The 26773-nt window shown below is 59.8% G+C and carries 27 protein-coding genes; 12 read left to right on the forward strand and 15 right to left on the reverse strand.

The window, feature by feature from the left end:
• Nucleotides 1-33: 33 nt before the first annotated feature.
• The 7 genes from VOY09_RS00095 to rlmJ all read right to left on the reverse strand — a co-directional run bounded on the left by VOY09_RS00095 (nucleotide 34) and on the right by rlmJ (nucleotide 6038).
• The gene (locus VOY09_RS00095) at nucleotides 34-1365 is read right to left on the reverse strand and encodes a glutamine synthetase family protein (protein ID WP_322892925.1); all 1332 of its coding nucleotides are present in this window, start codon (nucleotides 1363-1365) and stop codon (nucleotides 34-36) included.
• The gene (locus VOY09_RS00100) at nucleotides 1362-2168 is read right to left on the reverse strand and encodes an ABC transporter permease (protein ID WP_322892924.1); all 807 of its coding nucleotides are present in this window, start codon (nucleotides 2166-2168) and stop codon (nucleotides 1362-1364) included. Before VOY09_RS00100 ends, VOY09_RS00095 begins: the two co-directional genes overlap by 4 nt.
• The gene (locus VOY09_RS00105) at nucleotides 2165-3049 is read right to left on the reverse strand and encodes an ABC transporter permease (RefSeq protein ID WP_322892963.1); all 885 of its coding nucleotides are present in this window, start codon (nucleotides 3047-3049) and stop codon (nucleotides 2165-2167) included. The genes VOY09_RS00100 and VOY09_RS00105 overlap by 4 nt, the downstream gene beginning before the upstream one ends.
• Before the next feature lie 65 nt (nucleotides 3050-3114).
• Nucleotides 3115-3834 carry a transporter substrate-binding domain-containing protein gene (locus tag VOY09_RS00110; RefSeq protein WP_322892923.1) on the reverse strand — a complete coding sequence of 240 codons (720 nt, stop codon included), beginning with the start codon at nucleotides 3832-3834 and terminating at the stop codon, nucleotides 3115-3117.
• Between the two features lie 21 nt (nucleotides 3835-3855).
• On the reverse strand, nucleotides 3856-4629 hold the full coding sequence (locus VOY09_RS00115) for an amino acid ABC transporter ATP-binding protein (RefSeq protein ID WP_322892922.1): 774 nt from the start codon (nucleotides 4627-4629) through the stop codon (nucleotides 3856-3858).
• 139 nt (nucleotides 4630-4768) lie between these two features.
• Nucleotides 4769-5212 carry a TerB family tellurite resistance protein gene (locus VOY09_RS00120; protein ID WP_322892921.1) on the reverse strand — a complete coding sequence of 148 codons (444 nt, stop codon included), beginning with the start codon at nucleotides 5210-5212 and terminating at the stop codon, nucleotides 4769-4771.
• Nucleotides 5213-5249: 37 nt separating this feature from the next.
• A complete protein-coding gene (rlmJ, locus tag VOY09_RS00125) occupies nucleotides 5250-6038 on the reverse strand; it encodes a 23S rRNA (adenine(2030)-N(6))-methyltransferase RlmJ (protein ID WP_322892920.1) in 789 nt (262 codons plus the stop codon).
• A 136-nt stretch (nucleotides 6039-6174) separates the two neighbouring features.
• Here rlmJ and VOY09_RS00130 point away from each other — a divergent pair, with 136 nt between their 5' ends.
• A complete protein-coding gene (locus tag VOY09_RS00130; RefSeq protein ID WP_322892919.1) occupies nucleotides 6175-6912 on the forward strand; it encodes a MipA/OmpV family protein in 738 nt (245 codons plus the stop codon).
• Between the two features lie 56 nt (nucleotides 6913-6968).
• Here the strand turns inward: VOY09_RS00130 and VOY09_RS00135 are convergent, their stop codons facing one another.
• From VOY09_RS00135 to VOY09_RS00150, 4 genes are all read right to left on the reverse strand, one after another.
• On the reverse strand, nucleotides 6969-8252 hold the full coding sequence (locus tag VOY09_RS00135; protein WP_322892918.1) for a PQQ-dependent sugar dehydrogenase: 1284 nt from the start codon (nucleotides 8250-8252) through the stop codon (nucleotides 6969-6971).
• A gap of 152 nt (nucleotides 8253-8404) precedes the next feature.
• Nucleotides 8405-10048 carry a CTP synthase gene (locus tag VOY09_RS00140; RefSeq protein ID WP_322892917.1) on the reverse strand — a complete coding sequence of 548 codons (1644 nt, stop codon included), beginning with the start codon at nucleotides 10046-10048 and terminating at the stop codon, nucleotides 8405-8407.
• 158 nt (nucleotides 10049-10206) lie between these two features.
• Entirely contained in the window at nucleotides 10207-10557 is a 351-nt protein-coding gene (gene secG / locus VOY09_RS00145; RefSeq protein WP_322892916.1) for a preprotein translocase subunit SecG, read from the reverse strand.
• Between the two features lie 85 nt (nucleotides 10558-10642).
• Nucleotides 10643-11038 (reverse strand): DUF6524 family protein, encoded by a 396-nt coding sequence (locus VOY09_RS00150; protein ID WP_322892915.1) that lies wholly within the window; start codon nucleotides 11036-11038, stop codon nucleotides 10643-10645.
• Between the two features lie 136 nt (nucleotides 11039-11174).
• Here VOY09_RS00150 and VOY09_RS00155 point away from each other — a divergent pair, with 136 nt between their 5' ends.
• Both VOY09_RS00155 and VOY09_RS00160 read left to right on the forward strand, forming a co-directional pair.
• On the forward strand, nucleotides 11175-12467 hold the full coding sequence (locus VOY09_RS00155) for an adenylosuccinate synthase (RefSeq protein WP_322892914.1): 1293 nt from the start codon (nucleotides 11175-11177) through the stop codon (nucleotides 12465-12467).
• A gap of 5 nt (nucleotides 12468-12472) precedes the next feature.
• Nucleotides 12473-12685 carry a DUF2842 domain-containing protein gene (locus VOY09_RS00160; protein WP_322892913.1) on the forward strand — a complete coding sequence of 71 codons (213 nt, stop codon included), beginning with the start codon at nucleotides 12473-12475 and terminating at the stop codon, nucleotides 12683-12685.
• Nucleotides 12686-12794: 109 nt separating this feature from the next.
• On the opposite strand, the gene VOY09_RS00165 is transcribed toward VOY09_RS00160, so the two are convergent.
• Nucleotides 12795-14279: a hypothetical protein gene (locus VOY09_RS00165; protein ID WP_322892912.1), complete on the reverse strand. Its 1485-nt coding sequence runs from the start codon at nucleotides 14277-14279 to the stop codon at nucleotides 12795-12797.
• 125 nt (nucleotides 14280-14404) lie between these two features.
• On the opposite strand from VOY09_RS00165, the gene VOY09_RS00170 reads away from it, so the two are divergent.
• Nucleotides 14405-15073 carry a thiamine diphosphokinase gene (locus VOY09_RS00170; RefSeq protein WP_322892911.1) on the forward strand — a complete coding sequence of 223 codons (669 nt, stop codon included), beginning with the start codon at nucleotides 14405-14407 and terminating at the stop codon, nucleotides 15071-15073.
• Here VOY09_RS00170 and VOY09_RS00175 read toward each other — a convergent pair.
• Both VOY09_RS00175 and VOY09_RS00180 read right to left on the reverse strand, forming a co-directional pair.
• The gene (locus VOY09_RS00175; protein ID WP_322892910.1) at nucleotides 15015-15926 is read right to left on the reverse strand and encodes a DMT family transporter; all 912 of its coding nucleotides are present in this window, start codon (nucleotides 15924-15926) and stop codon (nucleotides 15015-15017) included. The genes VOY09_RS00170 and VOY09_RS00175 overlap by 59 nt on opposite strands.
• 85 nt (nucleotides 15927-16011) lie before the next feature.
• Complete coding sequence (locus tag VOY09_RS00180) at nucleotides 16012-17385, reverse strand: L-serine ammonia-lyase (RefSeq protein ID WP_322892909.1); 1374 nt, start codon at nucleotides 17383-17385, stop codon at nucleotides 16012-16014.
• Nucleotides 17386-17530: 145 nt separating this feature from the next.
• On the opposite strand from VOY09_RS00180, the gene rpiA reads away from it, so the two are divergent.
• The 7 genes from rpiA to VOY09_RS00215 all read left to right on the forward strand — a co-directional run bounded on the left by rpiA (nucleotide 17531) and on the right by VOY09_RS00215 (nucleotide 24767).
• The gene (rpiA, locus tag VOY09_RS00185; RefSeq protein ID WP_322892908.1) at nucleotides 17531-18319 is read left to right on the forward strand and encodes a ribose-5-phosphate isomerase RpiA; all 789 of its coding nucleotides are present in this window, start codon (nucleotides 17531-17533) and stop codon (nucleotides 18317-18319) included.
• A gap of 33 nt (nucleotides 18320-18352) precedes the next feature.
• Nucleotides 18353-19789 (forward strand): FAD-dependent oxidoreductase, encoded by a 1437-nt coding sequence (locus tag VOY09_RS00190; RefSeq protein ID WP_322892907.1) that lies wholly within the window; start codon nucleotides 18353-18355, stop codon nucleotides 19787-19789.
• 77 nt (nucleotides 19790-19866) lie between these two features.
• On the forward strand, nucleotides 19867-21033 hold the full coding sequence (gene hflK, locus VOY09_RS00195; RefSeq protein ID WP_322892906.1) for an FtsH protease activity modulator HflK: 1167 nt from the start codon (nucleotides 19867-19869) through the stop codon (nucleotides 21031-21033).
• On the forward strand, nucleotides 21033-21986 hold the full coding sequence (locus tag VOY09_RS00200; RefSeq protein ID WP_322892905.1) for a protease modulator HflC: 954 nt from the start codon (nucleotides 21033-21035) through the stop codon (nucleotides 21984-21986). Before hflK ends, VOY09_RS00200 begins: the two co-directional genes overlap by 1 nt.
• A gap of 175 nt (nucleotides 21987-22161) precedes the next feature.
• Nucleotides 22162-23628 (forward strand): Do family serine endopeptidase, encoded by a 1467-nt coding sequence (locus VOY09_RS00205; protein WP_416236723.1) that lies wholly within the window; start codon nucleotides 22162-22164, stop codon nucleotides 23626-23628.
• 126 nt (nucleotides 23629-23754) lie between these two features.
• A complete protein-coding gene (locus VOY09_RS00210) occupies nucleotides 23755-24351 on the forward strand; it encodes a GNAT family protein (RefSeq protein ID WP_322892904.1) in 597 nt (198 codons plus the stop codon).
• A 92-nt stretch (nucleotides 24352-24443) separates the two neighbouring features.
• Nucleotides 24444-24767 (forward strand): 2Fe-2S iron-sulfur cluster-binding protein, encoded by a 324-nt coding sequence (locus tag VOY09_RS00215; protein WP_322892903.1) that lies wholly within the window; start codon nucleotides 24444-24446, stop codon nucleotides 24765-24767.
• Between the two features lie 151 nt (nucleotides 24768-24918).
• On the opposite strand, the gene VOY09_RS00220 is transcribed toward VOY09_RS00215, so the two are convergent.
• On the reverse strand, nucleotides 24919-25707 hold the full coding sequence (locus VOY09_RS00220) for an adenosylcobinamide-GDP ribazoletransferase (protein WP_416236722.1): 789 nt from the start codon (nucleotides 25705-25707) through the stop codon (nucleotides 24919-24921).
• 50 nt (nucleotides 25708-25757) lie between these two features.
• On the opposite strand from VOY09_RS00220, the gene cobT reads away from it, so the two are divergent.
• A complete protein-coding gene (cobT, locus tag VOY09_RS00225; RefSeq protein ID WP_322892901.1) occupies nucleotides 25758-26768 on the forward strand; it encodes a nicotinate-nucleotide--dimethylbenzimidazole phosphoribosyltransferase in 1011 nt (336 codons plus the stop codon).
• Nucleotides 26769-26773: the final 5 nt, after the last annotated feature.

Below are 26773 nucleotides of genomic sequence, written 5' to 3' on the forward strand. Positions count from 1 at the left end.
ACCCGCCATTGATGTGGCTGCAAGCAGACAGCGTCAGACAGTGTCGAGGTAAAGTTCCAGCTGCTGTTCTTCGGACAGTTCGGCGAAATAGTGGAGTTCCTGCCGCTTGGTCATCACGAAGTTATCGACCAGTTGATCGTCGAAAATCCGCCGCGCCAAGGGGCTGTGTTCGAAGGCATCAATCGCGGCGGCCCAAGTGTCGGGGATTTGCGCGAGATCCTGATCATAGGCATTGCCGGAAATCGGCTTTGGTGGGGTCAGATCATCCTCGATCCCGATCAGGGCCGATCCCAGCACGGCGGCAAGGAACAGATAGGGGTTCACATCGCCGCCCGCGACGCGGTGTTCGACACGGCGCGCCTTGAAACTGCCACCCGGCACCCGGACCGAGGCGGTGCGGTTATCATAGGCCCAGCAAACGCCTGTTGGCGCATGGCTTTCGGGGACCAGCCGTTGATAGGAATTGCCATGCGGCGCGAAGATCAGCGCGAGGTCGGGAATGCCTTTGAGGCAACCGGCAATCGCATTGTGCAAAATCCGCGTGCCTTCAAATGTGTCATTGGCCATCAAATTGTTGCCTTCGGCATCGACAACCGAAAAATGCGTATGCAGACCGCTGCCCGCATATTCCTCATAGGGTTTGGCCATGAAACTGGCGGCCATGCCGTGGTTGCGGGCAAGGCCGCGCACCAGCATCTTGAACAGCCACGCATCATCCGCCGCTTTCAGCGCATCGGGGACATGTTCGAGGTTGATTTCGAACTGGCCCATGCCGACCTCTGATATCGCCGCCTCGGCGGGGATATTCATCGCGTCGCAGGCATCGTAAAGATCGTTGAAGAACATATCAAAGGCGTCAAGCGCGCGCAAAGACAGGATTTCCGCACCGGGGCGGCGTTTGCCCGACCGGGGCGAGCGGGGTTGGCGGATGCCATCGCCGCTGTCATCGACCAGATAGAATTCCATTTCCGTGGCGACCACAGGTGTCAGCCCGCGCGCCTCGAACCGTTCGACGACGCGGGCCAGCGCCTGACGCGGATCACCGGCGAAGGGGGTGCCGTCTTCGTGAAACATCCACATCGGCAGCAGGGCGGATGGGCTGGACAGCCAGGGCATCGGGACATAACCACGTTCGGTGGGCATCAGCAGACCGTCGGGATCGCCTGCTTCGAACACCAGCGGGCTGTCTTCGACATCTTCGCCCCAGATATCGAGGTTGAGGATCGAGAACGGGAACCTTGTGCCTTCTTCTTCCAGCTTGGCGGCGAATTTGCGCGGCACGCGCTTGCCCCGTGCCTGACCGTTCAGGTCAGCGGCACCACAACGTACATTGCGCACTTCGGGACGATCGTCGATCCAACTCATCTGATTACCTGTGGTTTGAAACGCAGCTTTGCGCGGACGTTTTGCGGAAGATGGCGGTTCAACCGATTATTGACCAGCCCGAATATGGCAATAATCACAAGCGTCAGCAGAATGAAATAGCCCGCGAGGATCGGATAGGGGATGAACGGGTTGAAGGTCTTATCGGCAAAATAGCGGGCGTAATACAGCGCATCGCCCTTTTGCTGGATCGCCGGGAAGCCGGAAAAGAACACCAAGGTGGTGGCGTGAAACAGAAAGATCGCTTCATTCGTATAGGCGGGCCAGGCAAGACGCAGCATCGTGGGCCAGGTGATCCGCCGGAACCGCGCCCAGCCGGACAGGCCGTAAGCATCGGCGGCGTCCAGATCGCCTTTTGGGATGGATTGCAGCGCGCCATGGAAAATCTCGCCCGAATAGGCGGCGGTGTTCAAGAACAATACCACCAGCGCGCCCAACCATGCAGAGGTGAACGGGTCAAAGAAAGGCGAGACATTCTTGAGGCTGAGAAACAGGAAATAGGCAAAGAAGAACTGGATGAAGAGGGGCGAGCCGCGGAAGATGAAGATGAACCATTCCGAGGCTTTGCAGATCACACGGTTCTGTGCCGCTTTGCCAAGGGCAACCGCGGTGGCAAGGAAAAACCCGCTGCACAGCGCAAAAAGCCCGAAATAGATGTTCCAGATCATCCCCGAGCCGATCAGGGTGAATTGCTGACACAACGTGAAATCGCGCTGCGGCAGCAGGCGTTCGCCGATGCCCTGACTGCGCAGACCGTAGTCGAGGATGGTTTCCCAACAGCTCATATCTGCGCCTTGCGTTGCGCTTCACCGGCGGCGGTGGCTTGGCCATAGGTCAGGCGGGCCATGATCCGGTCCAGCACAACCTCCGACACTTTGGTAAAGCAAAGATAGAAAACCAGCAGGGCAAGGAAGTACCACATCCGCCAGTCAGGATGCGGGTAATCGGTGAAACGCGGCTGTTTTGCGCCACCTAATTCACGCGCCCAATAGACAATATCCTGAATGCCGAGCAAGAACAGCAATGGTGTCGCCTTGATAAGCACCATCCACAGGTTCGACAGGCCGGGCAGGGCAAAAACCCACATCTGCGGCACCAGCACGCGCCAGAAGGTCTGGCGCTGGCTCATGCCATAAGCCTCGGCTGTTTCTAATTGGCCGCGCGGCACCGCGCGCATCGCCCCGAACAGGACGTTGGCGGCAAAAGCGCCAAAGACGATGGCAAAGGTCAGCGTCGCGATCAAAAAGGCATAGGTGTCGTGGACTGACTGCGGCGCATTGCTCAAAGGCATTTTGGCGATGTCACAGACAACGAAATCACTGCCTTGCCAGATCGGGCCTTCCCAATCGGGGCATTTGAGCCGGTGGCGGATATATTCAATTGCCTGATCCAGTGCGATCACGAAGAACAGGAAAAACGCGATATCGGGCACGCCGCGCACCACCGCGATATAGGTTTTGCCAAACCAGCGGAATGGCGCAAAAGCGGCCCGCGCCGCCGCCGCCCCGGCAAAACCGAAGGCCAGCGCCAAAGGCGCGGTCAGTGCCAGTAGCAAAAGCACGGTAAAGACGGCGGTATAAATCTCCATATGCTTGCCGGTTGTCAGGTAACAGGCAAACCATTGCAGACCGTCAAGGGTCGCAGGATCTGTGCAAAAGCTGAATATGGCGTAACCCGCGTGTCAGGAATGGGTGGGTGAGGCCCCGGCGCAGTGGCCGGGGCGCTCGGTGTTCAGAACGTTGCCGAACCGGGAAGCCATTCGGTGATCAATTCGTTCAACGTGCCGTCATCCTTCATCGACTGGATCGCGGCGCTGAATGTGTCGCGCAATTCGGTATCCGACTGACGTATGCCCAGACCGATGCCGCCACCGAGCAGAACGTCTTCGCCCACAAAGGACACCTCTGCGTCGGATTCCGCGATTGGTTCAAGGAAAGCCTTATCGGCCAGAACGGCGTCGACCTCACCGCTGCGCAAGGCAGAGACGGACTCGTCAGGGGTGGCGAATTCCAGCAAGGTCGCACCTTCCATCGAGGTTACATAGCTGGCTTGAATAGTGCCGGTCTGTGCCGCGATCAGGGCATTTTCCAGATCAACTTCACCAAGTGCGAGGAAGGCAGATGGATCAGGCTGTGTATAGGGGTCGGTGAAATCGATGACCTCTTTGCGTTCATCCGTAATCGACATGCCCGCGATGATTGCGTCGTAATTGCCGGACACGAGGTTTGGAATGATGCTGTCCCAGTCGGTGACGACCCAGGTGCAGTTCAGTTCGGCGCGCAGGCAGAGCTCATCACCAAGCGCGCGTTCGAACCCGTCGACTTCACCGGCGTCGTTGATGAAGTTGTACGGAGGGTAGGCACCTTCGGTCCCCAGACGGATCACGTCCTGGGCCATGGCGGCGCTGCCCAGAAGGGCGGCGGTGACACTTGTCACGATCAGTTTGTTCATCTTTTCTCTCCTGTTAGATGGTTATGCGGCTGTCGCGGACAGAAATCCGCGCAGACGGTCGGTTTTTGGGCTGCCGAATAGGATATCCGGCGGGCCTTGTTCTTCGATGACCCCTTGATGCAGAAACACGACATGGTCGCTGACATCTGCGGCAAGGCGCATATCATGGGTGACGATGATCATGGTGCGGCCTTCGGCGGCCAGATCCTTGATCACGCGGATCACTTCCTGTTCCAGTTCAGGGTCAAGCGCGCTGGTCGGTTCGTCAAACAACAGCGCCTTGGGTTCCATACAAAGCGCCCGCGCGATAGCGGCACGTTGTTGCTGGCCCCCGGATAATTGCGCCGGATAAGCATCGCATTTATCGCCGATGCCGACCTTGTCCAGATAGGCGCGGGCTGATGCCTCGACCTCTGCCTTGGGTCGTTTCAGCACCGTCACCGGCGCTTCCATCACATTTTGCAGAATCGTCATATGCGCCCAGAGGTTGAATTGCTGGAACACCATCGACAGATTCGTGCGGATGCGGATCATCTGCGCGTGATCGCCGGGGCGGCGGTTCAGGCCCGCGCCTTTCCAGGTCACCGCCTCACCACAGAACAGAACATCGCCTTGCTGGCTGTCTTCGAGCAGATTTGCACAGCGCAGCAGGGTTGATTTGCCCGAACCCGATGATCCGATCAAGGATACGACATGACCGGCGGGCGCGGTGATATCCACACCTTTGAGAACCTCAAGCGCGCCGTAAGATTTATGCAGGTCGCGGATTTCAATCACAGGTGTAGTGCTGGACACGTTTTGACTTCTTTTCTTGTTCCGCTGCTGATTAGGCCCGGTTTTCGCGCGGTTTGCAACGCTTTGGTGACAGATGACGCTGTGTCAATCCGCAACTGCCTGCGGAACAGGCAGCAAGCAATCCAAAGCTGTCGGCCTGTCAGGACCGGCCTACACTGACGCGCAGACGTGCGGCATGGCTGTCCTGATCGGAGACGCCCAGCAGCGATGCGGTCATCCGCATCATGCTGTCCTCGGCATCGTCACGGACACCATCGGCCATGGCGACGCGCCACAACGCCTCGATCACGCCAAGGCGGTTGTCGTAATCGACCGCATCCTTGATCGCGCGGGTAAAACGGACAGTATCGGGAGCTTCGGATTCCAGCACTTCGCAATCAAGGCGCAGGGCTGTGGCCTCGGCTGCGGTCAGGCCATAGCGGGCGATCAGCGCCTGATCGATGGTGGATTGTTCTGCCGGATCATAATGCCCGTCAGTGCGCGCGATGCGCACAAGTAAAGCACCCAGCGCCAGACGCGCATCAGGGTCAGGCAGGGTTTGTGGGGCGGGGGCGGTCATGCGCCGGATCAGATCTGCAAACATGGGACTGACATAAGACCTTTCTGTGTCAGAGCAAACATCACTTCTGCTTGAGCTTGGTGTCAAACAGGGCCGAGAGGCGCTGTGCCTCTTCCGTCAGACCATAAGGCGGGTTCACGACAAACAGACCTGAACCCACCATCCGATGGCCGGGGCGGGCAGGGGGAAAGCCGACCTCGTGCCGCAAGCCATCGGGGAAAGCCTCCCGCAAGGCGCGGAGCATCGGCAGATGCGGGTTGTCGGTCAGCAGGGGATACCACAGCACCAGAATCCCCACGCCCCATTTGCGATGCACCTTGGTCAAAAGCGGCGGAATCGTGTCGTAATCTGCCTTCACCTCGAAACTGGGATCGATCAGCATCAACCCCCGGCGGGGATCGGGCGGGCAGACGGACAGCGCCATTTCAAACCCGTCGCGTTGGCGAAAGACGCCGCCATAAGGGCCCATATGGGTCGCAAGGGCCTGATATTCCTGCGGATGGAGTTCGGACAGTTGGATGCTGTCCATCGGGCGTAGGCTTTCCGCAGCGACAATTGGCGACCCGGGATAAGCATTGGTGCCGTATTTCGCGTGGATACGGCCGAGGACGCGGGTATAGGGATGATCCGCTGCGAACCAATCCGCCGCGATGGCGATGCCTTTCGCAGCTTCTCCTGTCTTTACAGCAGCATCATCGGTCAGATCATAAAGCCCGCGCCCGGCATGGGTTTCCAGATAGGACAGGGCTTTGTCCTTTTGCGTCAGATAATCCAGCATCCAGGCCAGCAGGCTGTGTTTGTGGACATCGGCAAGGTTACCGGCGTGATAGGCATGTTGATAGGACAGCATTGGCAGGGCCTTTGATCAGGTGCGATCCCTGCCTAACTGGCCGCGCGGGCAGTGCCAAGTCATTGCCTTGTGCGCCTGATGCGATATGGTCCGCGTAGTCTGAAAATCTGAAACGAAACATTTGAAAAGGTGCCTTATGCGTAAATTGATGATCGCGGCCCTGTGCTGCCCGTCCTTTGCCTTTGCACAATCCGGGAATGAGGTTGGTGTGACCTTTGGTCTGGGCGTGAAATCGGCGCCGTCCTATTTCGGGGCTGACAGCAATTCATTCGGCCCGACAGGCAGCTTTGCGCTGGAACAGCTGGATTACAACGGCCTGTCCTTGGGCAGTGGCGAAGCCAGCGGTTTTGGTATTGGCGGATCACTGCGGTTTATCGGTGCGCGCGAGGCGTCTGAAAACAGTGAATTGCAGGGGCTGAATGATATCGACGCGACGTTGGAACTCGGCGGCGGTCTGCGCTACGGCCTGCCCGGGTTCAATGCTTTTGCCAATCTGCGCTATGGCATCGGCGGGCATGAAAGCCTTGTCGCCGATTTCGGCGGTGACTTCATCCACCAGATCACCCCGCAATGGGAATTGCGCGCCGGTCCCCGCGCGCTTTGGGGCAGTGAGGATTATGCGCAGACCTATTTCGGCGTGACCGAGGCGGAAAGCATCAGCAGCGATTTTGCGCAATATGACGCGGATGCGGGTTTCGTCAGCGCCGGGCTGGCGGCGAGCCTGACCTATCAGGTGACCCCGGACTGGGGCGTCGTGGGCAAGATCCGCTATGATCAATTGCAGGGCGATGCTGCGGACAGCCCGATTGTGAAGAGTGATGATCAGGTGACCGCCGGTATCCTGATCACACGCCGGGTGAATTTCCGGTTCTGATCTGCCGCGTCAAGGTGATGCCCCGCGCCGGTCAAAACCGGCGCGGGGCTTGTTACTTATGGTTCCAGCTTGATGATCTCACCGGAATCGAGCGCGGTATAAAGCGCCCCATCCGGTCCCTGCACCAGTGACCGGAACCGGCCCGGTTCCATCGGCAAGGTCATCTCGATCACATCCACCACTTCAGTGCCGTCATCGTTCAGTGTCATGACATCGATCCGCTGACCCAGCGGCGTGCCGCCAAAGCCGATGCCCATCAGGCTGACAGCCAGCGCGCCATCCCAGTCGCCCCATTGGTCGCCGGTCAGGAAAGTCGCCGATGATGTGCCCTGCGAATAGCCATTGTTGGTCCAGATCGGTACCATCGCATCGGGGTAGGTTTCCAGATCGGTCATCGGCATGAAGGCCGCCCGTTCAAAGCGGTTCATCCCATCCATCTGGTTCGGGCTGTAGCCGCAATAATCATCGGGGCAATCCTCGCGGCCGGCCATATTGGGGCGCGGGTCCCAGCCACCATTGCCGCCATTGATCAGCACAGTGATTTCATCCGAATGCCATGGGCCATGTTCGGCCACAATCGGCGTGCCGGTGGCAGGGTGAAACGCGATGCCTTGGACGTTGCGGTGACCATAGGTGTAGGTACGCGGGTCGAAACCTTCAGGCGGGCTGTTGTCTTCGGCGGCATTGCCGTCAATGTCGATGCGCAGCACTTTGCTGCCCATGCTGGTCGGGCTTTGCGGGATTTCGGAATTATGGTTGTCGCCGGTGGTGACATAAAGGAACCCGTCGCCCGGATTGAACCTGATCCGCCCGCCGTTATGCGCCCCGGTATCGCCGAAAGGATGGTCCGACGCTTCGGTTTTGTACGGGATATCATCGACGATATCGGTCCGGTCAGCGACCGCGGTGAAATCATCACTGACGGTCAGGCGCATGACGCGGTTGGTCTGCGGATCGGACATTTCCGACAGGGAATAGACATAGACACGGCGGTTGGTTTCAAAATCCGGGTCGAGCGCGACACCATTCATCCCGCCTTGCCCGTCGCAGAACAGATCGCTGGCGGCACTGTCGTAGCCTTCGCTGTCTTTCATCCCGAGCAGTTTATTGACCTCGCCCGAGGGCAGCATCACCGACAGGCCAAGGCATTTTTCGGTGAAAAACATCGTGCCATCATCAAGAAAGGCCATGTCCCAAGGATTGTCGAGCCCTTCGAGCACATAGGTTTCGGTCAGGCTGGTGGTATTGGTCTGCGCGAAGGCTGGCGCGGTCAAAGCGGTCGTCGCGGCCAGAACGGCGGCGATGAGCGCAGCATTGCTTTTGGTGGCGTGGGTCTGCATGTCGTATCCTCCCATTGATAAGTCATGACTTTTCGTGTCGCGCGCGTAGTGCGGCGATCACGTGCAACCAGCATGAGCGTGGGCCAAAGGGATGGCAACCCGATTCGAAATAGGTTGCGGAGGGCGAAAATATTTCGACAGCGTCGCGGTGGTTACACCAGCCGCGACATCTCGACCGCTGCCCTTACGAAATCCGCGAACAGCGGGTGTGGCGCGAAAGGTTTCGATTTCAGCTCTGGGTGGAACTGCACGCCGATGAACCAGGGATGGTCTTTCCATTCCACGATTTCGGGCAATTTGCCGTCCGGTGACATACCCGAAAAGATCAGCCCGCCAGCCTCCAGCACATCGCGGTATTTGACATCGACTTCATAGCGGTGCCGGTGCCGTTCTTCGATCGCGGTGCTGCCATAGATCGCCGCAACCTTGGAGCCTTCGGTCAGGGTCGCGTTATAAGACCCCAGACGCATCGTACCGCCTTTGTCGTCGCCCGCGCTACGGGCGATGGTGTGGTTGCCCTGCACCCATTCTTTGAGGTGATAGACCACGGGTTCAAACCGCTTTGCGCCCGCTTCATGGTCGAATTCCTCGGACCCGGCAGTGGTCAGCCCGGCGACATTGCGCGCGGCCTCGATCACGGCCATCTGCATGCCAAGGCAGATGCCTAGATAGGGGATTTTCTTTTCACGCGCGAATTGCGCGGCCTTGATCTTGCCTTCTGTCCCGCGTTCACCAAAACCGCCGGGGACGAGGATGGCGTGATAGCCTTCCAGATAGGGGGCGGCATCTTCGCGGTCGAAAAGTTCGGCATCGACCCATTCGATCTTGACCTTGACCCGGTTGGCCATGCCGCCATGGGTCAGCGCCTCGGCTATCGATTTATAGGCATCTTCCAACTGCGTATATTTGCCGACGATGGCAACTTTCACATGGCCTTCGGGATTGTGGATACGGTCATAGACATCATGCCACATCGCAAGGTTCGGGGCAGGCGCGGGCGAGATTTCGAAGGCATCCAACACCGCCTGATCGAGGCCCTGCTGGTGATAGGCAAGCGGGGCCTCATAGATCGATTTCAAATCATAGGCAGCAACCACGGATTCCTTGCGCACGTTGCAGAACAAGGCGATCTTTTCGCGTTCTTTGTCGGGGATCGGATGTTCGGAGCGGCACACAAGGATATCGGGCGCGATCCCGATAGATTGCAATTCCTTGACGCTGTGCTGGGTCGGTTTGGTTTTCAACTCACCGCTGGCCGCCAGATAGGGCAGCAGGGTCAGATGCATGAAAATGCATTGGCCGCGTTTCTTGTCATGGGAAAACTGGCGGATCGCCTCGAAAAACGGCAGGCCTTCGATATCGCCGACGGTGCCGCCGATTTCGCAGAGCATGAAATCAACCTCATCCTCGCCGATATGCAGGAAATCCTTGATCTCATTGGTGACATGCGGGACGACCTGAATCGTCTTTCCCAGATAATCGCCGCGGCGTTCCTTTTCCAGAACGTTGGAATAGATGCGCCCGGAACTGACCGAATCCGTCTTGCGCGCGGGCACGCCGGTGAAACGCTCGTAATGTCCAAGGTCCAGATCGGTTTCGGCACCGTCGTCGGTGACAAACACCTCGCCATGTTCAAAGGGCGACATCGTGCCCGGATCGACGTTCAGATAAGGGTCCAGCTTGCGCAGCCGCACCGAAAATCCGCGTGCCTGCAACAGCGCCCCAAGGGCGGCGGATGCCAGCCCTTTGCCAAGCGAAGACACAACGCCACCTGTAATGAAAATGTAACGCGCCATAGGCGAATGCCCCCGTGAAAAGTCCAAAATTTGTGGAAAAGCGACCCGTTAAAATCGCATCATCACGGGGTTTGACCCATAGCGGATTCGGCGCAGATGCGCAACCTCGTGACGCAAGATCATGTTGCTGACCGTTGCCGATCAGCCATGGATTGTGGTCAGTCGCCCGACGGCACCAAAGGTTCATCCGATGCCGATGGCGGCAACAGGCTGTCGCCAAGGTCCGGCGTGCTGACAGGCGCGCTCAGATCGGACCCGCCGACGCGGTCAGCCACAGATGACCCTGCGGTATTGCCCGCCGCGATCAGCGTCAGCGTGATCGAGGTCGCAATGAAAGCCGCCGCCAGCATCCAGGTGAATTTGCTGATCGCCGAGGCCGGTGGCCGGCTGTTCGCTGTGCTGCCACCGCCGCCCATGCCCAGACCACCGCCTTCGGACCGCTGCAACAGAACGGTGCCGATCAGGCTTAACGCCAGGATCAGGTGGATGATAAGGACGACGTTTTCCATAATGGGCCTTTCGGGGCTTTCAGCGCTTGGGCGTATCTAAAAGCTGTCTGGCTGCGCCGCAACCCCTTTGTCCGCCCGCAGGGCCCTATTCATCCACATCATCGACATCGGCCTGCCCGGACAGCTTGCGCCGCACGATGGACCAGCTGAGCCCGATGGCCAGCACCATCGACAGCGCAAGGATCGCGATCCAGGTGTTCAGCGTCGGGTTATCAAGGCTGATCAGCCCTTGATCGAACAGCACCCAAATCACGGTGCCGACGACAGCAAGGATCAGGATCATCCCGAACAGCCCGATGGATCGCAGGGTCGCGCGCAGATAGATGATATAGCCCACCAGGAGCACCAGCCCGGCCAGCACGGTGAGCGACAATTGCGTCTGATAATTGGCCATGCCCCAGCGGATAAAGTTCCACTCGGTCGGGTTATAGGTCAGCGCCAGCAGGCTGAACGCAAAGACCCAGCGAAGAATAAAACCCATGATCCGCCTTTCCCATATTCGCGCGGACAATGCCTGCGGCATCCGCCGCTGTCCAGCAGGGGTGGCGCAACTTTGCGGTTTCGCGCGGGCCTGCGCATCGCTATAGGGGGTATGGGTTAAAACAAGGACAAGATTTATGGCAAATGTGGTGGTCGTCGGCGCGCAATGGGGCGATGAGGGCAAAGGCAAGATCGTGGACTGGCTGTCCGAACGCGCCGATGTGATCGCGCGCTTTCAAGGCGGCCATAATGCGGGCCATACTCTGGTCATCGACGGCACCGTTTACAAATTGCATGCGCTGCCTTCGGGTGTGGTGCGGGCAGGCAAATTGTCAGTGATCGGCAATGGTGTTGTGCTGGACCCTTGGCATCTGCTCAAAGAGATCGAGACCCTTCGCGGGCAAGGCGTGGAGATCACGCCGGACACCTTGATGGTGGCCGAAAATACGCCGCTGATCCTGCCGTTCCATGGTGAATTGGACCGCGCCCGCGAAAGCCAGAATTCCGTGGCCAAGATCGGCACCACCGGGCGCGGCATCGGGCCGTGCTATGAAGACAAGGTTGGCCGCCGCGTGATCCGTGTCGCTGATCTGGCCGATGATGCGACACTGGAATTGCGGCTGGACCGCGCGCTGGTGCACCACGATGCCTTGCGCCGGGGTCTGGGGCTGGAGCCGATCGACCGCGACGCCGTGCTGGCGCAATTGCGCGAGGTGGCCCCTTTGCTGCTGCCCTATGCCGCGCCGGTCTGGAAAGTGCTGAATGAAAAGCGCAAGGCAGGCAAACGCATCCTGTTTGAGGGCGCACAGGGCGCGCTGCTGGATATTGATTTCGGCACCTATCCCTATGTCACCTCGTCCAACGTCATCGCAGGGCAGGCGGCGACAGGTGTGGGCATGGGGCCGGGCGCGATTGATTTTGTGCTGGGGATTGTCAAAGCCTATACCACCCGCGTGGGCGAAGGGCCGTTCCCGACCGAATTGCATGATGCCGATGGCGAACGTCTGGGCACGCGCGGCCATGAATTCGGCACGACCACCGGGCGCAAGCGGCGTTGCGGTTGGTTCGATGCCTGCTTGTTGCGGCAGACCTGTGCGACATCGGGTGTGAACGGCATCGCATTGACAAAGCTTGATGTTTTGGACGGGTTTGACATTCTGAAAATCTGCGTCGGCTATGATCTGGATGGTGAGCGTCTGGATTATCTGCCCACCGCCGCCGATCAGCAGGCGCGTTGCACCCCGATCTATGAGGAAATCGAAGGCTGGACCCAATCCACCGAAGGCGCGCGGTCCTGGGCCGATCTGCCGGCGCAGGCGATCAAATATGTCCGCCGGATTGAAGAGTTGATCGATTGCCCGGTCGCCCTAGTTTCCACCTCACCAGAGCGCGAGGATACGATCCTCGTGACCGACCCTTTCGCTGATTGAGGCTGATGACCTATAAAAACCGCAAACGTCTGGCCCTGTTCGTGCTGGTGGTGGGCCTGCCGGTCTATATCGTGATCGCCGTCACGATCATGAGTCAGGCCAGCCGGTTTCCCATGGTGCTGGAATTCCTGACCTATGTCGTGCTTGGCATCGGTTGGGTGTTTCCGCTGAAATGGATTTTTGTGGGCATCGGCCAGCCCGACCCGAACGGCGAGTAGGGGCGCGGCCTTCTGCTAGCCTGCGGCCTGTTTGCAGTCTTGTCCGTAGTGAGGCCGCTTCGCTAGCTGGAAGCGACAATGTCGCCGCCAGCCGCCGCAAGCGGTGATATTAGCCGCGCGCAACTTTGCTGTCGGGCCGGTAAGGTGTATCCGGTGCCGCCTGAAAACGGCCATTGTCGAGCCGGATGATCCGTTCTTCACTGACCAGGCGGCCAAACATGCGGACACCGTTTTCGCGCGCCACCGCATCCGGGGCATGGGCGCGGACAAGACGCATCACCTCGGGGCGGGAAAAATCCTGTTTGCCTTCGACAAAATTCACATAGGCGGCTGCGGCAAGGATCATTTCCTCGACCTCGGTCACGCTGTGATGGGCAACAAACTCCGGGTAAGTGACCGGATCTACTGTCTTTCCTTCGATCCGCGACACGATCCGGCGCAGCCGCTCTTCGGCGCCATCGGTCGGGATGATCGGATCAACCACGCGCTGCGACGCGACCAACCGTAGCGGCGGCAAAGGCGATGGGGCGATGGGTGCGGTCAGCACCAAGGGCCGGGTGAGGTCATCATATTGATCCGTCGCGTCCAGATCGGATTGAACTGGGGCGGCCTGTGGCGCGGGCTCTGCCGATTGGGTCGCTGCGATGTCGTCGAAATCTTCGCGATAGGCGTCGTTGATATCTGCGTTGCTGTCAGTCTCGTCGCCCAACTGGCGGGCGGCGTCGATGGCAACAGAGGCTGCCTTGAGCTGCGCAAAAGAATCGCGCTGGCGGCGCAGTTCGGGCGCGTTCAGATGATCATCGGTTTGTGACAGGATCCGCTGGATGGATTCATCTGCGCTGCGGGAAAATGCCTGCCGCTTTTGGCGGTCGTCACTTGCGCGCCCGCCTTCGGCCAGGTCATCCTGCAGGTTCAGATCATCATCGGCGCCCCAAAGTGCCGGATTCATCGTGCTGTCGTCTGACAGGGGCTCTGCCGCAGGTGCAGATTCATCCTTTACGTCCTGCGCTGTTTCCGGCTGATCAGCGGTGTCACCACCCGCTTTTTCGGCGGGATCATCATCCGTCTTACCATCATCATGTGGGGGTGCGGTGTCGATCAACCCCGCTTTGCGCAAGGCCAGATCGGCCAGCCTTTGCGCCAAAGGGGTCATGCCAGTGCGGGGCTGTTCTGGCGTCGGCAGATCCTCTGTGAAGTCATCATCAGCAGCCTTAACGGCGCCGCGTCCGACCACCGCGCGGATGCGGTCCAGCTTGGCCGCCACGCTGTCATTGTCTTCGTCGGCATCGTCCTGCGTCACAGCCAGATCTTGCCGCAGATTGGGGGATGTCGCCGGTTCCGCGTCATATTTGCGCAGCCGCAATTGCACCTTGCCATCGGATGTGCCGACATCCTCGACTGATCCGCCGGTCAGCGCGGCCAGTGCCGCCATGTCGGAGGCTGTGGTTGACCTGTCAGTGATATGACCCTGATCGGACAGGTTATGCAGATATTCCGCCACCAGTTTCATGGTTGCGACACTGTCTTCAAAGCCTTCAAGCCGACAGGAAAACGTGCCATAGGTCACGTCAAGAATTTGTCTGTTGTCGCTCATCAGGCGGGTCCTCACTCAACAATCTGATCATCACGGCCGGTGGCATCGAACGAATCTTGGTTCTGTGCAAGGCATCATAAGAATATGTCGGTATTGAGGAATGATTATGAAAAGACAACTTGCGCATGTGCAACACTGAATGCGTCACCTCTGACCGCACGATCTGTCTGATTGGCGGGGGTCCGGTCGCCGAAGCCGCCTTTGCGGCAGTCCTGCCGTTGATCGCCGGGTTTGTCGGCGTCGATGGCGGTGCGGATGAACTGCTGGCACGGGACCTGATACCCAAGGCGGTGATCGGTGATCTGGACAGTGTCTCTGATGCGGCGCGGGCCAGATTTGTGGATTGCCTGTGGCATATTGCCGAACAGGACAGCACCGACTTTGAAAAGGCGCTGACACGGGTGAATGCCCCGCAGATCATCGCGCTGGGCTTTACCGGCGGGCGGATGGATCATGCCTTGTCGGTGCTGAATGTCATGGCGCGGCATCCCGACAGGCCGGTGTTTCTGGTTGATGCCGATGACGTGTCTTATCTCGCCCCGCAAGGCAGCAGCACCATCACATTACCCGCAGGCGCGCGGGTGTCTTTGATGCCTTTGGCGGATGTGCGTGCCTCGGTGTCGGGTGTGCGTTGGCCCTTCACCGATTGGGCGCTGCATCCGACAGGGCGCAATTCCGCCTCCAACATGGCGGCAGGCGGGCCGGTGCGGATCAGCGCAGAGGGACCCTTGCTGGTCACACTGCCGCTGGCACATCTGGTGGAGGCCGTGACAAACGGCGTTCGCGCAGGATGACGTAAAGCCCTGCCGCCACCGTGATGCAGATCCCGAAGGCCGCCAGCCCATTGGGCAGATCGGAAAAGATCAGCCAGCCAAACAATGTGCCGACCGGAATTTCGAGATATTGCATCGGCGCGAGGGTGGAGGCCGGGGCGAACCGCAGGCTCCATGTCATGAACAGATGCGCCAGCGTGCCGATCCCGCCAAGGGCTGCGATCAATGCCCAGCCAGTCGCATCCAGCGAGACATCAAAATCACCGCGCGCGACCGGCAGCAGCGCCAGCACCGGTGCCATGATCAGCACCGCCTGTATCCCGCTGATCGCCTGCAACTGGATCGGGTCCAGCGCGCGGGCAATCTGTCTTGTGACCATCATGAACAAGGCAAAGACCACGGCGACACCCAAGGGCAGCAGCGCCGGTGCGCTGACATCGACGAAATTTGGCTGGATCACCAGCAAGGTGCCGCCAAAGCCCACAGCACAGGCGGCCATCCGGTGGCGGCCAACCTCTTCACCCATGAAAAAATGCCCCAGGATCAGCAGGATGAAGGGCATCACGAAGGCAATCGCCAGCGCATCGGCCAAAGGCAGATAGCGCAAAGCCGAAAACATCAGCCCGATCCCGCAGATATGCAGCAAGGTGCGCAGCAGCGTCAGCCCCAGCAAACCGGGCGGCAGGCGCAGGCCTGTCCCGCTTGCCAAGACCAGCGGGACCAGCATCAGCGCCTGAATAGCAAAGCGCGCAAACACCAGCACGCCAAGGGCGACCATGCCGCCCAACAGCTTTGCCATGCTGTCACCCAAAGGGGCCAACACGCAAAAACCCAGCATCAACAATATGCCCAGAAAAGGCCGGTCTTCATTCATGGCCGCAGGCTAGCCCGCAGCCAATCACAAGACAACACCATCGTCAGAGTATAAATATCCCCGCGCGGCGCGCTTTCCCAATTGCTTAACAATTGGGAACATTCACCGCCAACCCACCCAAGGCTGTCTCTTTATACTTCACACTCATATCCGCCCCGGTCTGACGCATCGTCTCAATCGCCACGTCCAAAGCCACCAGATGCTGCCCATCACCGCGCAGCGCCAAGGACGCGGCCGAAACCGCCTTGATCGCCCCCAGCCCGTTGCGTTCGATACAGGGTACCTGCACCAGCCCTTTCACCGGATCGCAGGTCATGCCCAGATGATGTTCCAGCCCGATCTCTGCCGCGTTTTCGATCTGCTCTGGCGTGCCACCCAAAACCGCCGCAAGCCCGGCTGCGGCCATGGCGGCGGCGCTGCCGACCTCGGCCTGACAGCCGCTTTCGGCACCGGAGATTGAGGCATTGGTCTTGATCAACCCGCCCACCGCTGCGGCTGTCAGCAAAAACTCCGGCACGCGCGTCGTGGTGGCCCCCGGCACGTGATCCAGCCAATAACGGATCGTCGCAGGCACAACACCTGCCGCGCCATTGGTGGGGGCGGTCACGACCTGCCCACCGGCGGCGTTTTCTTCATTCACCGCCATCGCATAGGTGGACATATAATCATTGATCGTATGCGGCGCGGTCATATTCAGCCCGCGTTCGGCCAGCAGGGCGGTGTAAATCCCCTTCGCCCGCCTGCGGACCTGCAAACCGCCGGGCAGGATACCGTCCGTGGCCAATCCGCGATCAATGCAGGCAGTCATCACGCCCCAGATCCGCATCAGGCCGCGGTCAAGATCAGCGCCTGACATCCGCGTCAGCTCATTGGCGCGTTTCATCGCGGCGATGGTTTTGCCGCTGGTCTGCGCCATCTGCAACATCTGCGCGGCATTGCGGAACGGATAAGGCACGGCAGGGCCATTGTCGGGGCTCTGACCTGCGGCCAATTCCTCGGCTGTGACGACAAAGCCGCCGCCGATGGAATAATAGGTGACCTCGGTGATCACATCGCCTTGGGCATCGACACCGCGCAGGATCAGCCCATTGGCATGGCCGGGCAGGGCGGGGCCGTAATCGAACAGGATATCTTTTGCCGGATCAAAGCGCAGCGCGCCCAATCCCTCGGGTTGCACATTTTGCGCGAGTTTGATCCGCGCCAGTTCCGCCGCGGCCAAGGTGGCGTCATAATCCTCGGCGCGGAACCCCGCGAGACCCAGAACGACCGCGCGGTCAGTGGCATGGCCCACACCCGTGAAGGCCAGTGACCCGTGCAAGGACGCCCGCAATCCGGTCACTGCAAAGGGCAAGGCGCGCAGATGGTCCAGAAACCGCGCTGCCGCGACCATCGGGCCGATGGTGTGGGATGATGACGGGCCGATGCCGATCTTGAACATATCGAAGACGGACAGAAACATGATGGCACCTCTTTTGTCATTGCTACCCCATCCCCCTTGCTCTGGGCTATCAAAACCGACAGCCACCCTGCGGGTTGCGGCATTTGTGGTCTCGCACCTTGGTGCCAAACCGCCTATAAGCGCCGCAACAAATCGGAGCCCCCAGATGTCCCACGAATTGTCACCGATCGAGACTGCCAAATTCGTCGCCGCGAAACAGGCGACACAATATGTCAAATCCGGCATGAAAGTCGGGCTTGGCACCGGCTCTACCGCCGCCTGGCTGGTGCAATGTCTGGGCGAGATGGTCCGCAACGAAGGGCTGAAGATCAAAGGCGTGCCGACATCCAACCGCACGGCAGAGATGGCGCGCGAGGTCGGGATCGAGATCATCACGCTGGACGAGGCGAAATGGCTCGACCTGACCATCGACGGGACCGATGAATATGACAGCCATCTGAACCTGATCAAAGGCGGCGGCGGCGCGCATCTGCGGGAAAAGGTCGTGGCCACAGCCAGTGACCGGATGATCGTGATCGCCGATGCCTCCAAACAGGTGGCGGCGCTGGGGGCCTTCCCGCTGCCGGTCGAGGTGTTGCCCTTTGGCATGCATACGACCCGGACGCTGATCGAAGATGTGCTGACCGGCGCCGATGTGCTAGGCCGCGAAGTGACCCAGCGGATGCAGGGCACGGACCCTTATATCACCGACGAAGGCAATTTCATCCTTGATCTGCACCTCAAGCGGATCGGCAATCCGCAGCATCTGTCGATTGCACTGAACCAGATCCCGGGTGTGGTTGAAAACGGGCTGTTCATCGACATCTGTGATATGGTCATCGTCGGTCATGGCACTGGCCGGGTCGAAGTGCGCGACATCAGCAACAACGCCAGTGAAGTGCTGCAATATGATGTGCGCGACGATGAGAATATTTTTGCGCGGCTGGCTGATTAATCTTCAGGTCACACCGCAACCCAAGGAATTAAAATGACTTTTGACTATGATCTTTTTGTCATCGGCGGCGGTTCTGGCGGGGTGCGTGCCGCGCGTGTGACCGCAGCAACCGGCGCCAAGGTCGCTTTGGCCGAAGAATTCCGCATGGGCGGGACCTGCGTGATCCGGGGCTGCGTGCCCAAAAAGCTGATGGTTTTTGCGTCCAGCTATTCCGAAATGTTCGATGATGCCCGCGCTTATGGCTGGGATGTGGAGGATGGCCCGTTCAACTGGCCCCGGTTCCGCACGGCCTTGCACAAGGAGCTTGACCGGCTGGAAGGGATTTATCGCAAGATGCTGGCCAATGCCGGGGTCGAGGTTTTCGATGCCCGCGCCAGTCTGAAAGATGCGCATACGATTACCCTGTCCACCGGGCAGGAATTGACAGCAAAACATATCCTGATCGCCACCGGCGGGCGGCCTGTGCTGCCCGATATTCCGGGCGCGGAACTGGGGATCACGTCCAACGATATCTTCCTGTTGGAAGACTTGCCGAAATCGATCCTGATTATCGGCGGCGGCTATATCGCATCAGAATTCGCAGGCATCCTCAATGGCCTGGGCGTTGACGTGACGCAATTCTACCGCGGTGCGCAGATCCTGCGCGGCTTTGATGACGAAGCCCGCGGGCTGGTCGCCGAAGGCATGCGCGACAAAGGCGTGAACCTGCATCTGGGCACCAATATCGTCGAAATGCGCGCCGCCACTGAGGATGATCTGCAAGGTGAAGGGATGAGCGCCCCGATTGAAGAGGGCAAACCCACCTCGGTCGCATCCGGCAAACCCGCCAAGGGAATCTGGGTCAAGGCGACCAATGGCAAAGAAGCGATCTATGATCAGGTCCTGTTTGCCACTGGCCGTGCGCCCAATACCGAAAACATGGGGCTGGATCAGGCCGGTGTCGCCACCGGGCGGCATGGCGAAATCATCGTCGATGATTACAGCCAGACCGCCGTGCCCTCGATCTACGCTATCGGAGACGTGACCGACCGTGTCCAGCTGACCCCTGTCGCGATCCGCGAAGGTATGGCATTCGTAGAGACTGTGTTCAAAGGTAACCCGACCAAGACCGATTATGATCTGATCCCTTCGGCAGTCTTTACCCAGCCCGAACTTGGCACCATCGGCCTGACCGAAGAACAGGCGCGCGAGATTGAACCGGTCGAGATTTACTGCACGTCCTTCAAACCGATGAACCATGCCTTTGCCGGACGCAGCGACCGTGTCATGATGAAACTGGTCGTCAGCATTGAAACCCGCAAGGTTCTGGGCTGTCATATCGTCGCAGACCACGCAGGCGAGATGATCCAGCTGGCCGGCATCGCGATCAAGATGGGCGCAACAAAAGAAGACTTTGACCGCACTGTCGCCGTTCACCCCACCATGGCGGAAGAACTCGTGACAATGAAGGACCCCGTCCGCAGCGCTTGATAAAGCATTTGCAGGACACACATGACCAATCAAGGCCCGGTTCGCCGGGCAAGGCTGAAAGGAAGCATAGGGAAGAGATGGCAGGAAATTCAGGAGGCCCCTGGGGCGGCGGCGGAAACAACGGCGGAGGCGGCAATGACGGCGGTCGCAACGATGGTGGCCGCAACAATGGCGGCGGGCGCAGACCCGGCAGCGATGGCCCCAACATCCCCGAGATTGACGATCTGGTCAACAAAGGCCGCGAACAACTGCGCGTCCTGATGGGTGGCGGCGGAAACCGTGGCAATGCCAATGGTACTGGCGGCGGCGGCAATGGCCCGAAACTGACGCGCGGCACTGTCGGAATCGGGATTCTGGCGCTGGCCGCATTGTGGCTGTTTGCGTCTTTCTACACCGTTCGTCCGGAAGAACGCTCTGTCGAGCTGTTCCTTGGCAGCTATTACAGCACGGGTGAGCCGGGCCTGAACTTTGCGCCTTGGCCTATCATCACCCGCGAAGTGATTGCAGTCTCGACCGAACGGACCATCGACATCGGTGAAAGCGCCACCCGCCGTGATCCGGGGCTGATGCTGACCGGCGATGAAAACATCGTCGATATCGATTTCCAGATCGTGTGGAATATTGTTGATCCGCAGCTTTATCTCTTCAGCCTTGCTGACCCGCCCCAGACCATCGCGGCCGTGTCGGAATCTGCAATGCGTGAAATCATTTCCCAATCGGAACTCGCACCTATTCTGAACCGTGACCGTGGTGCCATTGCCGACCGGCTGCAGGAGGATATTCAAGCCTCTCTCGACAGTTTCCAGTCCGGCGTGAACATCATCCGTGTCAACTTTGACAAGGCCGATCCGCCGGAACCTGTCATCGCGGCCTTCCGTCAGGTGCAGGATGCGCGACAGGAACGTGACCGTCTGCAAAACGTCGCTGACGCCTATGCCAACCGCGTGGTTGCGGAAGCACGTGGTCAGTCAGCACAGGTCCTTGAACAGGCCGAAGGCTACCGTGCCCGCGTCGTGAACGAAGCGGTCGGTGAAGCCAGCCGCTTTACCTCGGTGCTTGCAGAATATGTGCAGGCCCCGGATGTGACGCGCAAGCGGATCTATCTGGAAACGCTGGAAGGTGTTTTGGGTGATGTCGACATCATCATGATGGATGAAAGCGCAGCAGGCAGCCAGGGCGTCGTGCCTTATCTGCCGCTCAATGAAATGCGGCGCACACCCGCCGCAGCAGAAGGAAGCAACTAATGCGGAAAACAGCTCTACTTATCCCCGCGTTGGTCGTGATCATCGTCGTCGCGTTTTCGTCGGTCTTTATCGTCGATGAACGCGAAAAGGCGCTGGTGCTGCAATTCGGTCAGATCGTGAATGTGAAGGAAGAACCCGGTCTTGGGTTCAAACTTCCGCTGATTCAGGAAGTCGTGAAATACGACGACCGTATCCTCAGCCGTGATCTGGACCCGATCGAGGTGACGCCCGCCGATGATCGCCGTCTGGTGGTCGATGCTTTCGCCCGGTTCCGGATCTCTGATGTTGAGCAGTTCCGCCGTGCTGTCGGTGCCGGTGGGCTTGCAGCCGCGTCGCAGCGGCTGGACAGCATCCTGCGCGCCAACACCCGCGAAGTGTTGGGTTCGGTATCGTCAAACGACATCCTGTCCACTGATCGTGCCGCTTTGATGCTGCGCATTCGCAACGCGGCCATCACAGAGGCCGAGGCGCTGGGTCTGCAGGTTCTGGACGTGCGGCTGAAACGGACTGATCTGCCAGAGGCCAACCTCAACGCTACTTACGAGCGGATGAAGGCCGAACGTGAACGCGAAGCGGCCGATGAAATCGCCCGTGGTCGCGAAGCGGCCCAGCGGATTCAGGCGCAGGCCGACCGCACCGTGGTCGAACTGGTGTCCGAGGCTGAACGTGAAAGCCAGATCATTCAGGGTGAGGCTGATGCCGCGCGAAACGAAATCTATGCAACGGCCTTTGGCGAAGACCCGGAATTCTTTGAATTCTATCGGTCCATGACCGCCTATCAGCGGGCTTTGCAGGGTGGGAATACGATGATGGTGATGTCGCCGGAAAGCGAATTCTTCAACTACCTGCGGTCTGCCGAAGGCGCATCCTCGCTCAGCGCGGGCGCCGATACCGGCACCGGGACGGCTGTGCCTTCCCTGCCGCAGCCGGAAGAAGAAGCAGCGTTGCAGTGATTTCTGCGCAAACTGAAACAAAGGGCCAGCCGTTGTGCTGGCCTTTTGCATTTGAAAAGGCCCAATGATCACTTGGCAGTGAGGGGGATTGCAGAGTTTTATTCCGGCTTTAACTTCATATTATGTTTTCGGTGAGATGTTCTGATCATCCCGCCCAACCTGAGGGAGATTTTTCGTGAAATCCAAGGCTGTCGCTATCCAACAAGACACGGGTCGCCTGCGCATTCTGGTGACCGCATTTTTCACGACGCTGGCATTGGCGCTGGCGTTCGTGGTGATGCAGGCCAATGCCGTGCTGTCGCAGGAACGTCCCGCGACTTTTGCCGATCTGGCCGAACAGGTCAGCCCATCGGTCGTCAATATCACCACCAGCACAACGGTGGCAGAACGTGTCGTCCCGCCGGGCATCGTGCCCGAAGGCTCGCCGTTTGAAGAGTTTTTTAACCAAGGTCCACGGGGTGGTCCGCAACGGTCATCCGCGCTGGGGTCTGGTTTCGTGATCTCTGATGACGGGTTCATCGTCACCAATAACCACGTCATCGAGGGCGCCGATGAAATCCTGATCGAATTCTACTCCGGCGAAGAACTGCCCGCAGAATTGATCGGCACCGACCCCAACACCGATCTTGCCGTGCTGAAAGTTGATGCCACCGATTTGCCATTCGTCACATTTGGCGACAGCAATGGCGAAGGCGCGCGCGTCGGCGATTGGGTCGTCGCAATGGGCAACCCGCTGGGCCAAGGGTTTTCGGTCTCTGCCGGGATCGTGTCCGCACGCAACCGGGCGCTTTCTGGCACCTATGATGATTACATCCAGACCGATGCCGCCATCAACCGGGGCAATTCCGGCGGGCCGCTGTTCAACATGGATGGTGAGGTGATTGGCGTGAATACCGCGATCCTGTCGCCCACCGGCGGATCGATCGGGATCGGCTTTGCGATGTCGTCTGAGGTTGTGACCAATGTTGTCGATCAGCTGATCGAATTCGGTGAAACCCGCCGTGGGTGGCTGGGTGTCCGCATTCAGGATGTGACACCGGATATGGTTGCGGCAATCGACGGTTTGGACACAGCACGTGGCGCGCTGGTCACTGATGTGCCCGCCGGCCCGGCAGAGGATTCGGGGATGCTGTCCGGCGATGTCATCCTGATCTTTGAAGGGGTCGAGATCGAAGATACCCGCGAACTGGTCCGTATCGTCGGCAATTCGCCCGTTGGCAAGGAAGTCCCGGTGACTGTCCTGCGCGACGGCGAAATGGAAGAGCTGACCGTGGTGTTGGGCCGCCGTGAAACGTCAGAAGCGACAGCTTTCCCTGCTGCCGCCCCGGAAGAAGCACCCGCCGAGCCATCCGAAGTGCTGGGCCTGTCGCTGTCCCCGATCACACCGGAGCTGAGCGAGCAATTCTCGCTGAGTGTCGAGGAGGGGCTGGTTATCACCGGTATCTCCCCTGATTCGGACGCCGCATCCAAAGGCCTGATCGAAGGCGATGTGATCACCGAAGCCTCGCGTCAGCCGGTCAGTTCTGTGGCAGAGTTGCAGGAGCAGATCGACGTTGCGGTCGATGCCGGACGGACATCCATCCTGATGCTGGTCCGTCGTGGCGGCGATCCACGGTTTGTGGCGCTGGTGCTGGAAGAGTAGGCTTTGCTGCTCATCATTCGACAAAGGGCGGTCCGGTGGACCGCCCTTTGTGTTTGGTGTCTGCGCTATCCAAACGCCGGGCCGCCAAGTACAAACGTGGCAATGATGTAATGAAAGACCACCACCATGGCCATTGAACCGATCCATTTGTCGGGCAGATATGTCACACTGGCGCCCCTGATGCGCGATCATCACGACGGGCTTGTCGCCGCAGTGCAGGATGGTGCGCTTTGGCAATTGTGGTACACGACCATCCCCACACCCGATGCGATGGAAGCAGAGATTGATCGGCGGCTAACCCTGCAGGCGGCCGGGACGATGCTGCCCTTTACCGTGCTGGAGGCGGCCACCGGCAAGGTGGTTGGCATGACCACCTATATGAACATCGACGCTGACAGCCCGCGGGTGGAAATCGGGTCCACATTCTATGCCAGCAGCGTGCAGCGCACGTCGCTGAACACCGAAGCGAAATTGCTGCTGTTGTCCCATGCGTTCGAAGACCTGGGGTGTCTCGCCGTTGAATTCCGCACGCATGTCATGAACCAGCAAAGCCGCCGCGCGATTGAACGGCTCGGGGCCAAGCTTGACGGTATCCTGCGCCAGCATATGCGGATGCCGGATGGCAGCCTGCGCGACACTTGCGTCTATAGCATCATCGCCTCCGAATGGCCGATGATCCGCCGCGCGCTGACCTATAAGCTCGATCAATATAGCGCGCCATGACGCGCGCCCTGCGGCAAGATTTACGCTGGCCCCGCAGGGTCGCGTCATTTAGGAACGCAGGGAACATCATTCTTACTGCAAGGGACCGGAAAATGGCGAAAATCACTTATGTCGAACATGGCGGCAAGGAACATATCGTGGATGTGCCCAATGGCCTGACTGTCATGGAAGGTGCGCGCGACAATGGCATTCCGGGGATTGAAGCGGATTGCGGCGGTGCCTGCGCCTGTTCGACCTGCCATGTCTATGTTGATGATGCATGGGTCGACAAACTGCCCGCCAAGGACGCGATGGAGGATGACATGCTCGATTTCGCCTTCAAGCCCGATCCCGTCAAATCGCGCCTGACCTGCCAGTTGAAGGTCAGCGATGCGCTGGACGGTCTGCGGGTGCAGATGCCGGAAAAGCAGATTTAGGGTCGATCGCGTCTGACTGAACTTGGGCAATCCGGGGATTTTCCGGCTGTCGCCTATTTCAAGTAAGGCTTTGATAACATAGCACATATCGCAGAATTGCCAATTGGCAACTTTTTCGCCACGGCAGTTGCACAGCGGATTGCGCGACGCTCTATGCCAGCATGGATGCCACGGCGACCAGCAACGCGACTTCGGTCAGTTGCTGGATCGCGCCAAGGATATCGCCGGTCTGTCCGCCGATCTTGGCCTTTGCAATCAGGGCGCAGAGCGTTGCCACGATGGCGGCGAGGATCACTAGCGGCAGATAGCCGGTGACCACTGCCAACCCGGCCCCCAACCCGATGGCGAGCCAGACCGTGCGCGCCGCAGGTCGCCCGACAGCGCGTGACAGCCCGTCACCACGCGCATGGGGCAGGGCAGCCATGACGCCCACCATGCCTGCCCTGCTAAGCCCTGCGATGACGATCAGCACCAGCGCAAAGCCATCAGCCCCGGCAATCGCGACCAGCCCGAGCCAGCGCAATAACAGCGTCAACGCCAGCGCGATCACACCATAGCTGCCGATATGGCTGTCTTTCATGATGGCCAGTCGGCGCGCCTTGTCCCAGCCGCCCCACAGCCCGTCCGCGCTATCGGCCAGCCCGTCTTCGTGCATCGCCCCGGTCAGCACCACCGCCAGCGCCAGCGCCAAGGCGGCGCTGATCGCTGCTGGCACACCGAGCCACAAAAGCAGGGCCAGCGTGACCGCCTGTTTCAGCCCGATCACCATGCCCGCCAGCGGATAGGCCCAGGCCGCCGCCGCGCCGCGCGCTGCGGCCTTGTCGCTATCCACCCGCACCGGCAACCGTGTCAGCAAGCCAAGGGCGGCGGGCAGGTCGATTGCGGCGATCAGTTTGGTGTCGGGATTGGTCAAGGTGATGCCCTTTGCGGCTCTTTCCATCTCTGCGCTGATCGTTAGACAGTAGAGGCAACTTTCGCAACGAGGACCTGATGCGCGCAGCTTTCACCACCCTGTCTGAATTCCGCAATCTGCTGTCACAGATGCCCGTCGCGGATGCCGCTGCGGCCGCCAAGGCGGCTGACCGCAACCGGCAATTGACCAAACCGCCCGGCGCCTTGGGCCGCCTGGAGGATCTGGCGATCTGGTATGCCGGCTGGCGCGGCAATCCGCGCCCAGTGATCGCAGCGCCGCAGGTGATCATTTTTGCGGGCAACCACGGTGTTTGTGCGCAGGGCGTCTCGGCCTTTCCGGCAGAGGTGACGGCGCAGATGGTCACGAATTTCGAACATGGCGGGGCGGCGATCAATCAACTTGCCAAGGCGGCGGGGGCAAGGATGGATGTGCATGCCTTGTCGCTGGATCAGCCGACAGCGGATTTCACCCAAGCGCCCGCGATGACCGAAGCTGAATTGCTGGACGCCTTGCAGAAAGGCTGGGATGCGGTTGATCCGCAGGCTGATCTGCTGGTCACCGGCGAAATGGGTATCGGCAACACCACATCGGCGGCGGCGCTGGCGGCGGCTTTGTTCGGTGGCAGCGGGGCCGACTGGGCCGGGCGCGGCACGGGCGTGGATGACGCGGGCCTCGCGCGCAAGATCGCGGCGGTCGATGCCGGGCTGGCGCTGCATGCGCCGACAGATCCGCTGGAGGCCCTGCGCTGCCTTGGCGGGCGCGAATTGGCGGCGATGGCCGGGGCGATGGCTGCGGCGCGGCACTATCGCATTCCGGTGATCCTTGACGGGTTTATCTGTTCAGCCGCAGCGGCCGTGCTGGCAAAACTGACACAAGATGCGCTGGATCACGCGGTTGCGGGCCATCTGAGCGTGGAAGGCGCGCATGAGCGGCTGCTGGACGCTTTGGGCAAAACACCATTGCTGTCGCTTGGTCTGCGGCTGGGCGAGGGATCAGGCGCTGCCGTCGCCATCAGCATTTTGCAGGCCGCCGTCGCGTGTCATTCGGGCATGGCGACCTTTGCAGAATCAGGTGTCAGTGACGCCTGATTTGA

Source organism: Yoonia sp. 67-2 (assembly GCF_035117555.1).
Classification (GTDB): Bacteria; Pseudomonadota; Alphaproteobacteria; order Rhodobacterales; family Rhodobacteraceae; genus Yoonia.

Bases quoted from the DNA above. Each gene is read 5' to 3' on its own strand.
- VOY09_RS00095 (WP_322892925.1), bottom strand. From the start codon at position 1,365: ATGAGTTGGATCGACGATCGTCCCGAAGTGCGCAATGTACGTTGTGGT.
- VOY09_RS00100 (WP_322892924.1), bottom strand. From the start codon at position 2,168: ATGAGCTGTTGGGAAACCATCCTCGACTACGGTCTGCGCAGTCAGGGC.
- VOY09_RS00110 (WP_322892923.1), bottom strand. From the start codon at position 3,834: ATGAACAAACTGATCGTGACAAGTGTCACCGCCGCCCTTCTGGGCAGC.
- VOY09_RS00120 (WP_322892921.1), bottom strand. From the start codon at position 5,212: ATGTTTGCAGATCTGATCCGGCGCATGACCGCCCCCGCCCCACAAACC.
- rlmJ (WP_322892920.1), bottom strand. From the start codon at position 6,038: ATGCTGTCCTATCAACATGCCTATCACGCCGGTAACCTTGCCGATGTC.
- VOY09_RS00130 (WP_322892919.1), top strand. From the start codon at position 6,175: ATGCGTAAATTGATGATCGCGGCCCTGTGCTGCCCGTCCTTTGCCTTT.
- VOY09_RS00135 (WP_322892918.1), bottom strand. From the start codon at position 8,252: ATGCAGACCCACGCCACCAAAAGCAATGCTGCGCTCATCGCCGCCGTT.
- VOY09_RS00140 (WP_322892917.1), bottom strand. From the start codon at position 10,048: ATGGCGCGTTACATTTTCATTACAGGTGGCGTTGTGTCTTCGCTTGGC.
- secG (WP_322892916.1), bottom strand. From the start codon at position 10,557: ATGGAAAACGTCGTCCTTATCATCCACCTGATCCTGGCGTTAAGCCTG.
- VOY09_RS00150 (WP_322892915.1), bottom strand. From the start codon at position 11,038: ATGGGTTTTATTCTTCGCTGGGTCTTTGCGTTCAGCCTGCTGGCGCTG.
- VOY09_RS00155 (WP_322892914.1), top strand. From the start codon at position 11,175: ATGGCAAATGTGGTGGTCGTCGGCGCGCAATGGGGCGATGAGGGCAAA.
- VOY09_RS00160 (WP_322892913.1), top strand. From the start codon at position 12,473: ATGACCTATAAAAACCGCAAACGTCTGGCCCTGTTCGTGCTGGTGGTG.
- VOY09_RS00165 (WP_322892912.1), bottom strand. From the start codon at position 14,279: ATGAGCGACAACAGACAAATTCTTGACGTGACCTATGGCACGTTTTCC.
- VOY09_RS00170 (WP_322892911.1), top strand. From the start codon at position 14,405: ATGTGCAACACTGAATGCGTCACCTCTGACCGCACGATCTGTCTGATT.
- VOY09_RS00175 (WP_322892910.1), bottom strand. From the start codon at position 15,926: ATGAATGAAGACCGGCCTTTTCTGGGCATATTGTTGATGCTGGGTTTT.
- VOY09_RS00180 (WP_322892909.1), bottom strand. From the start codon at position 17,385: ATGTTTCTGTCCGTCTTCGATATGTTCAAGATCGGCATCGGCCCGTCA.
- rpiA (WP_322892908.1), top strand. From the start codon at position 17,531: ATGTCCCACGAATTGTCACCGATCGAGACTGCCAAATTCGTCGCCGCG.
- VOY09_RS00190 (WP_322892907.1), top strand. From the start codon at position 18,353: ATGACTTTTGACTATGATCTTTTTGTCATCGGCGGCGGTTCTGGCGGG.
- hflK (WP_322892906.1), top strand. From the start codon at position 19,867: ATGGCAGGAAATTCAGGAGGCCCCTGGGGCGGCGGCGGAAACAACGGC.
- VOY09_RS00200 (WP_322892905.1), top strand. From the start codon at position 21,033: ATGCGGAAAACAGCTCTACTTATCCCCGCGTTGGTCGTGATCATCGTC.
- VOY09_RS00210 (WP_322892904.1), top strand. From the start codon at position 23,755: ATGGCCATTGAACCGATCCATTTGTCGGGCAGATATGTCACACTGGCG.
- VOY09_RS00215 (WP_322892903.1), top strand. From the start codon at position 24,444: ATGGCGAAAATCACTTATGTCGAACATGGCGGCAAGGAACATATCGTG.
- VOY09_RS00220 (WP_416236722.1), bottom strand. From the start codon at position 25,707: ATGGAAAGAGCCGCAAAGGGCATCACCTTGACCAATCCCGACACCAAA.
- cobT (WP_322892901.1), top strand. From the start codon at position 25,758: ATGCGCGCAGCTTTCACCACCCTGTCTGAATTCCGCAATCTGCTGTCA.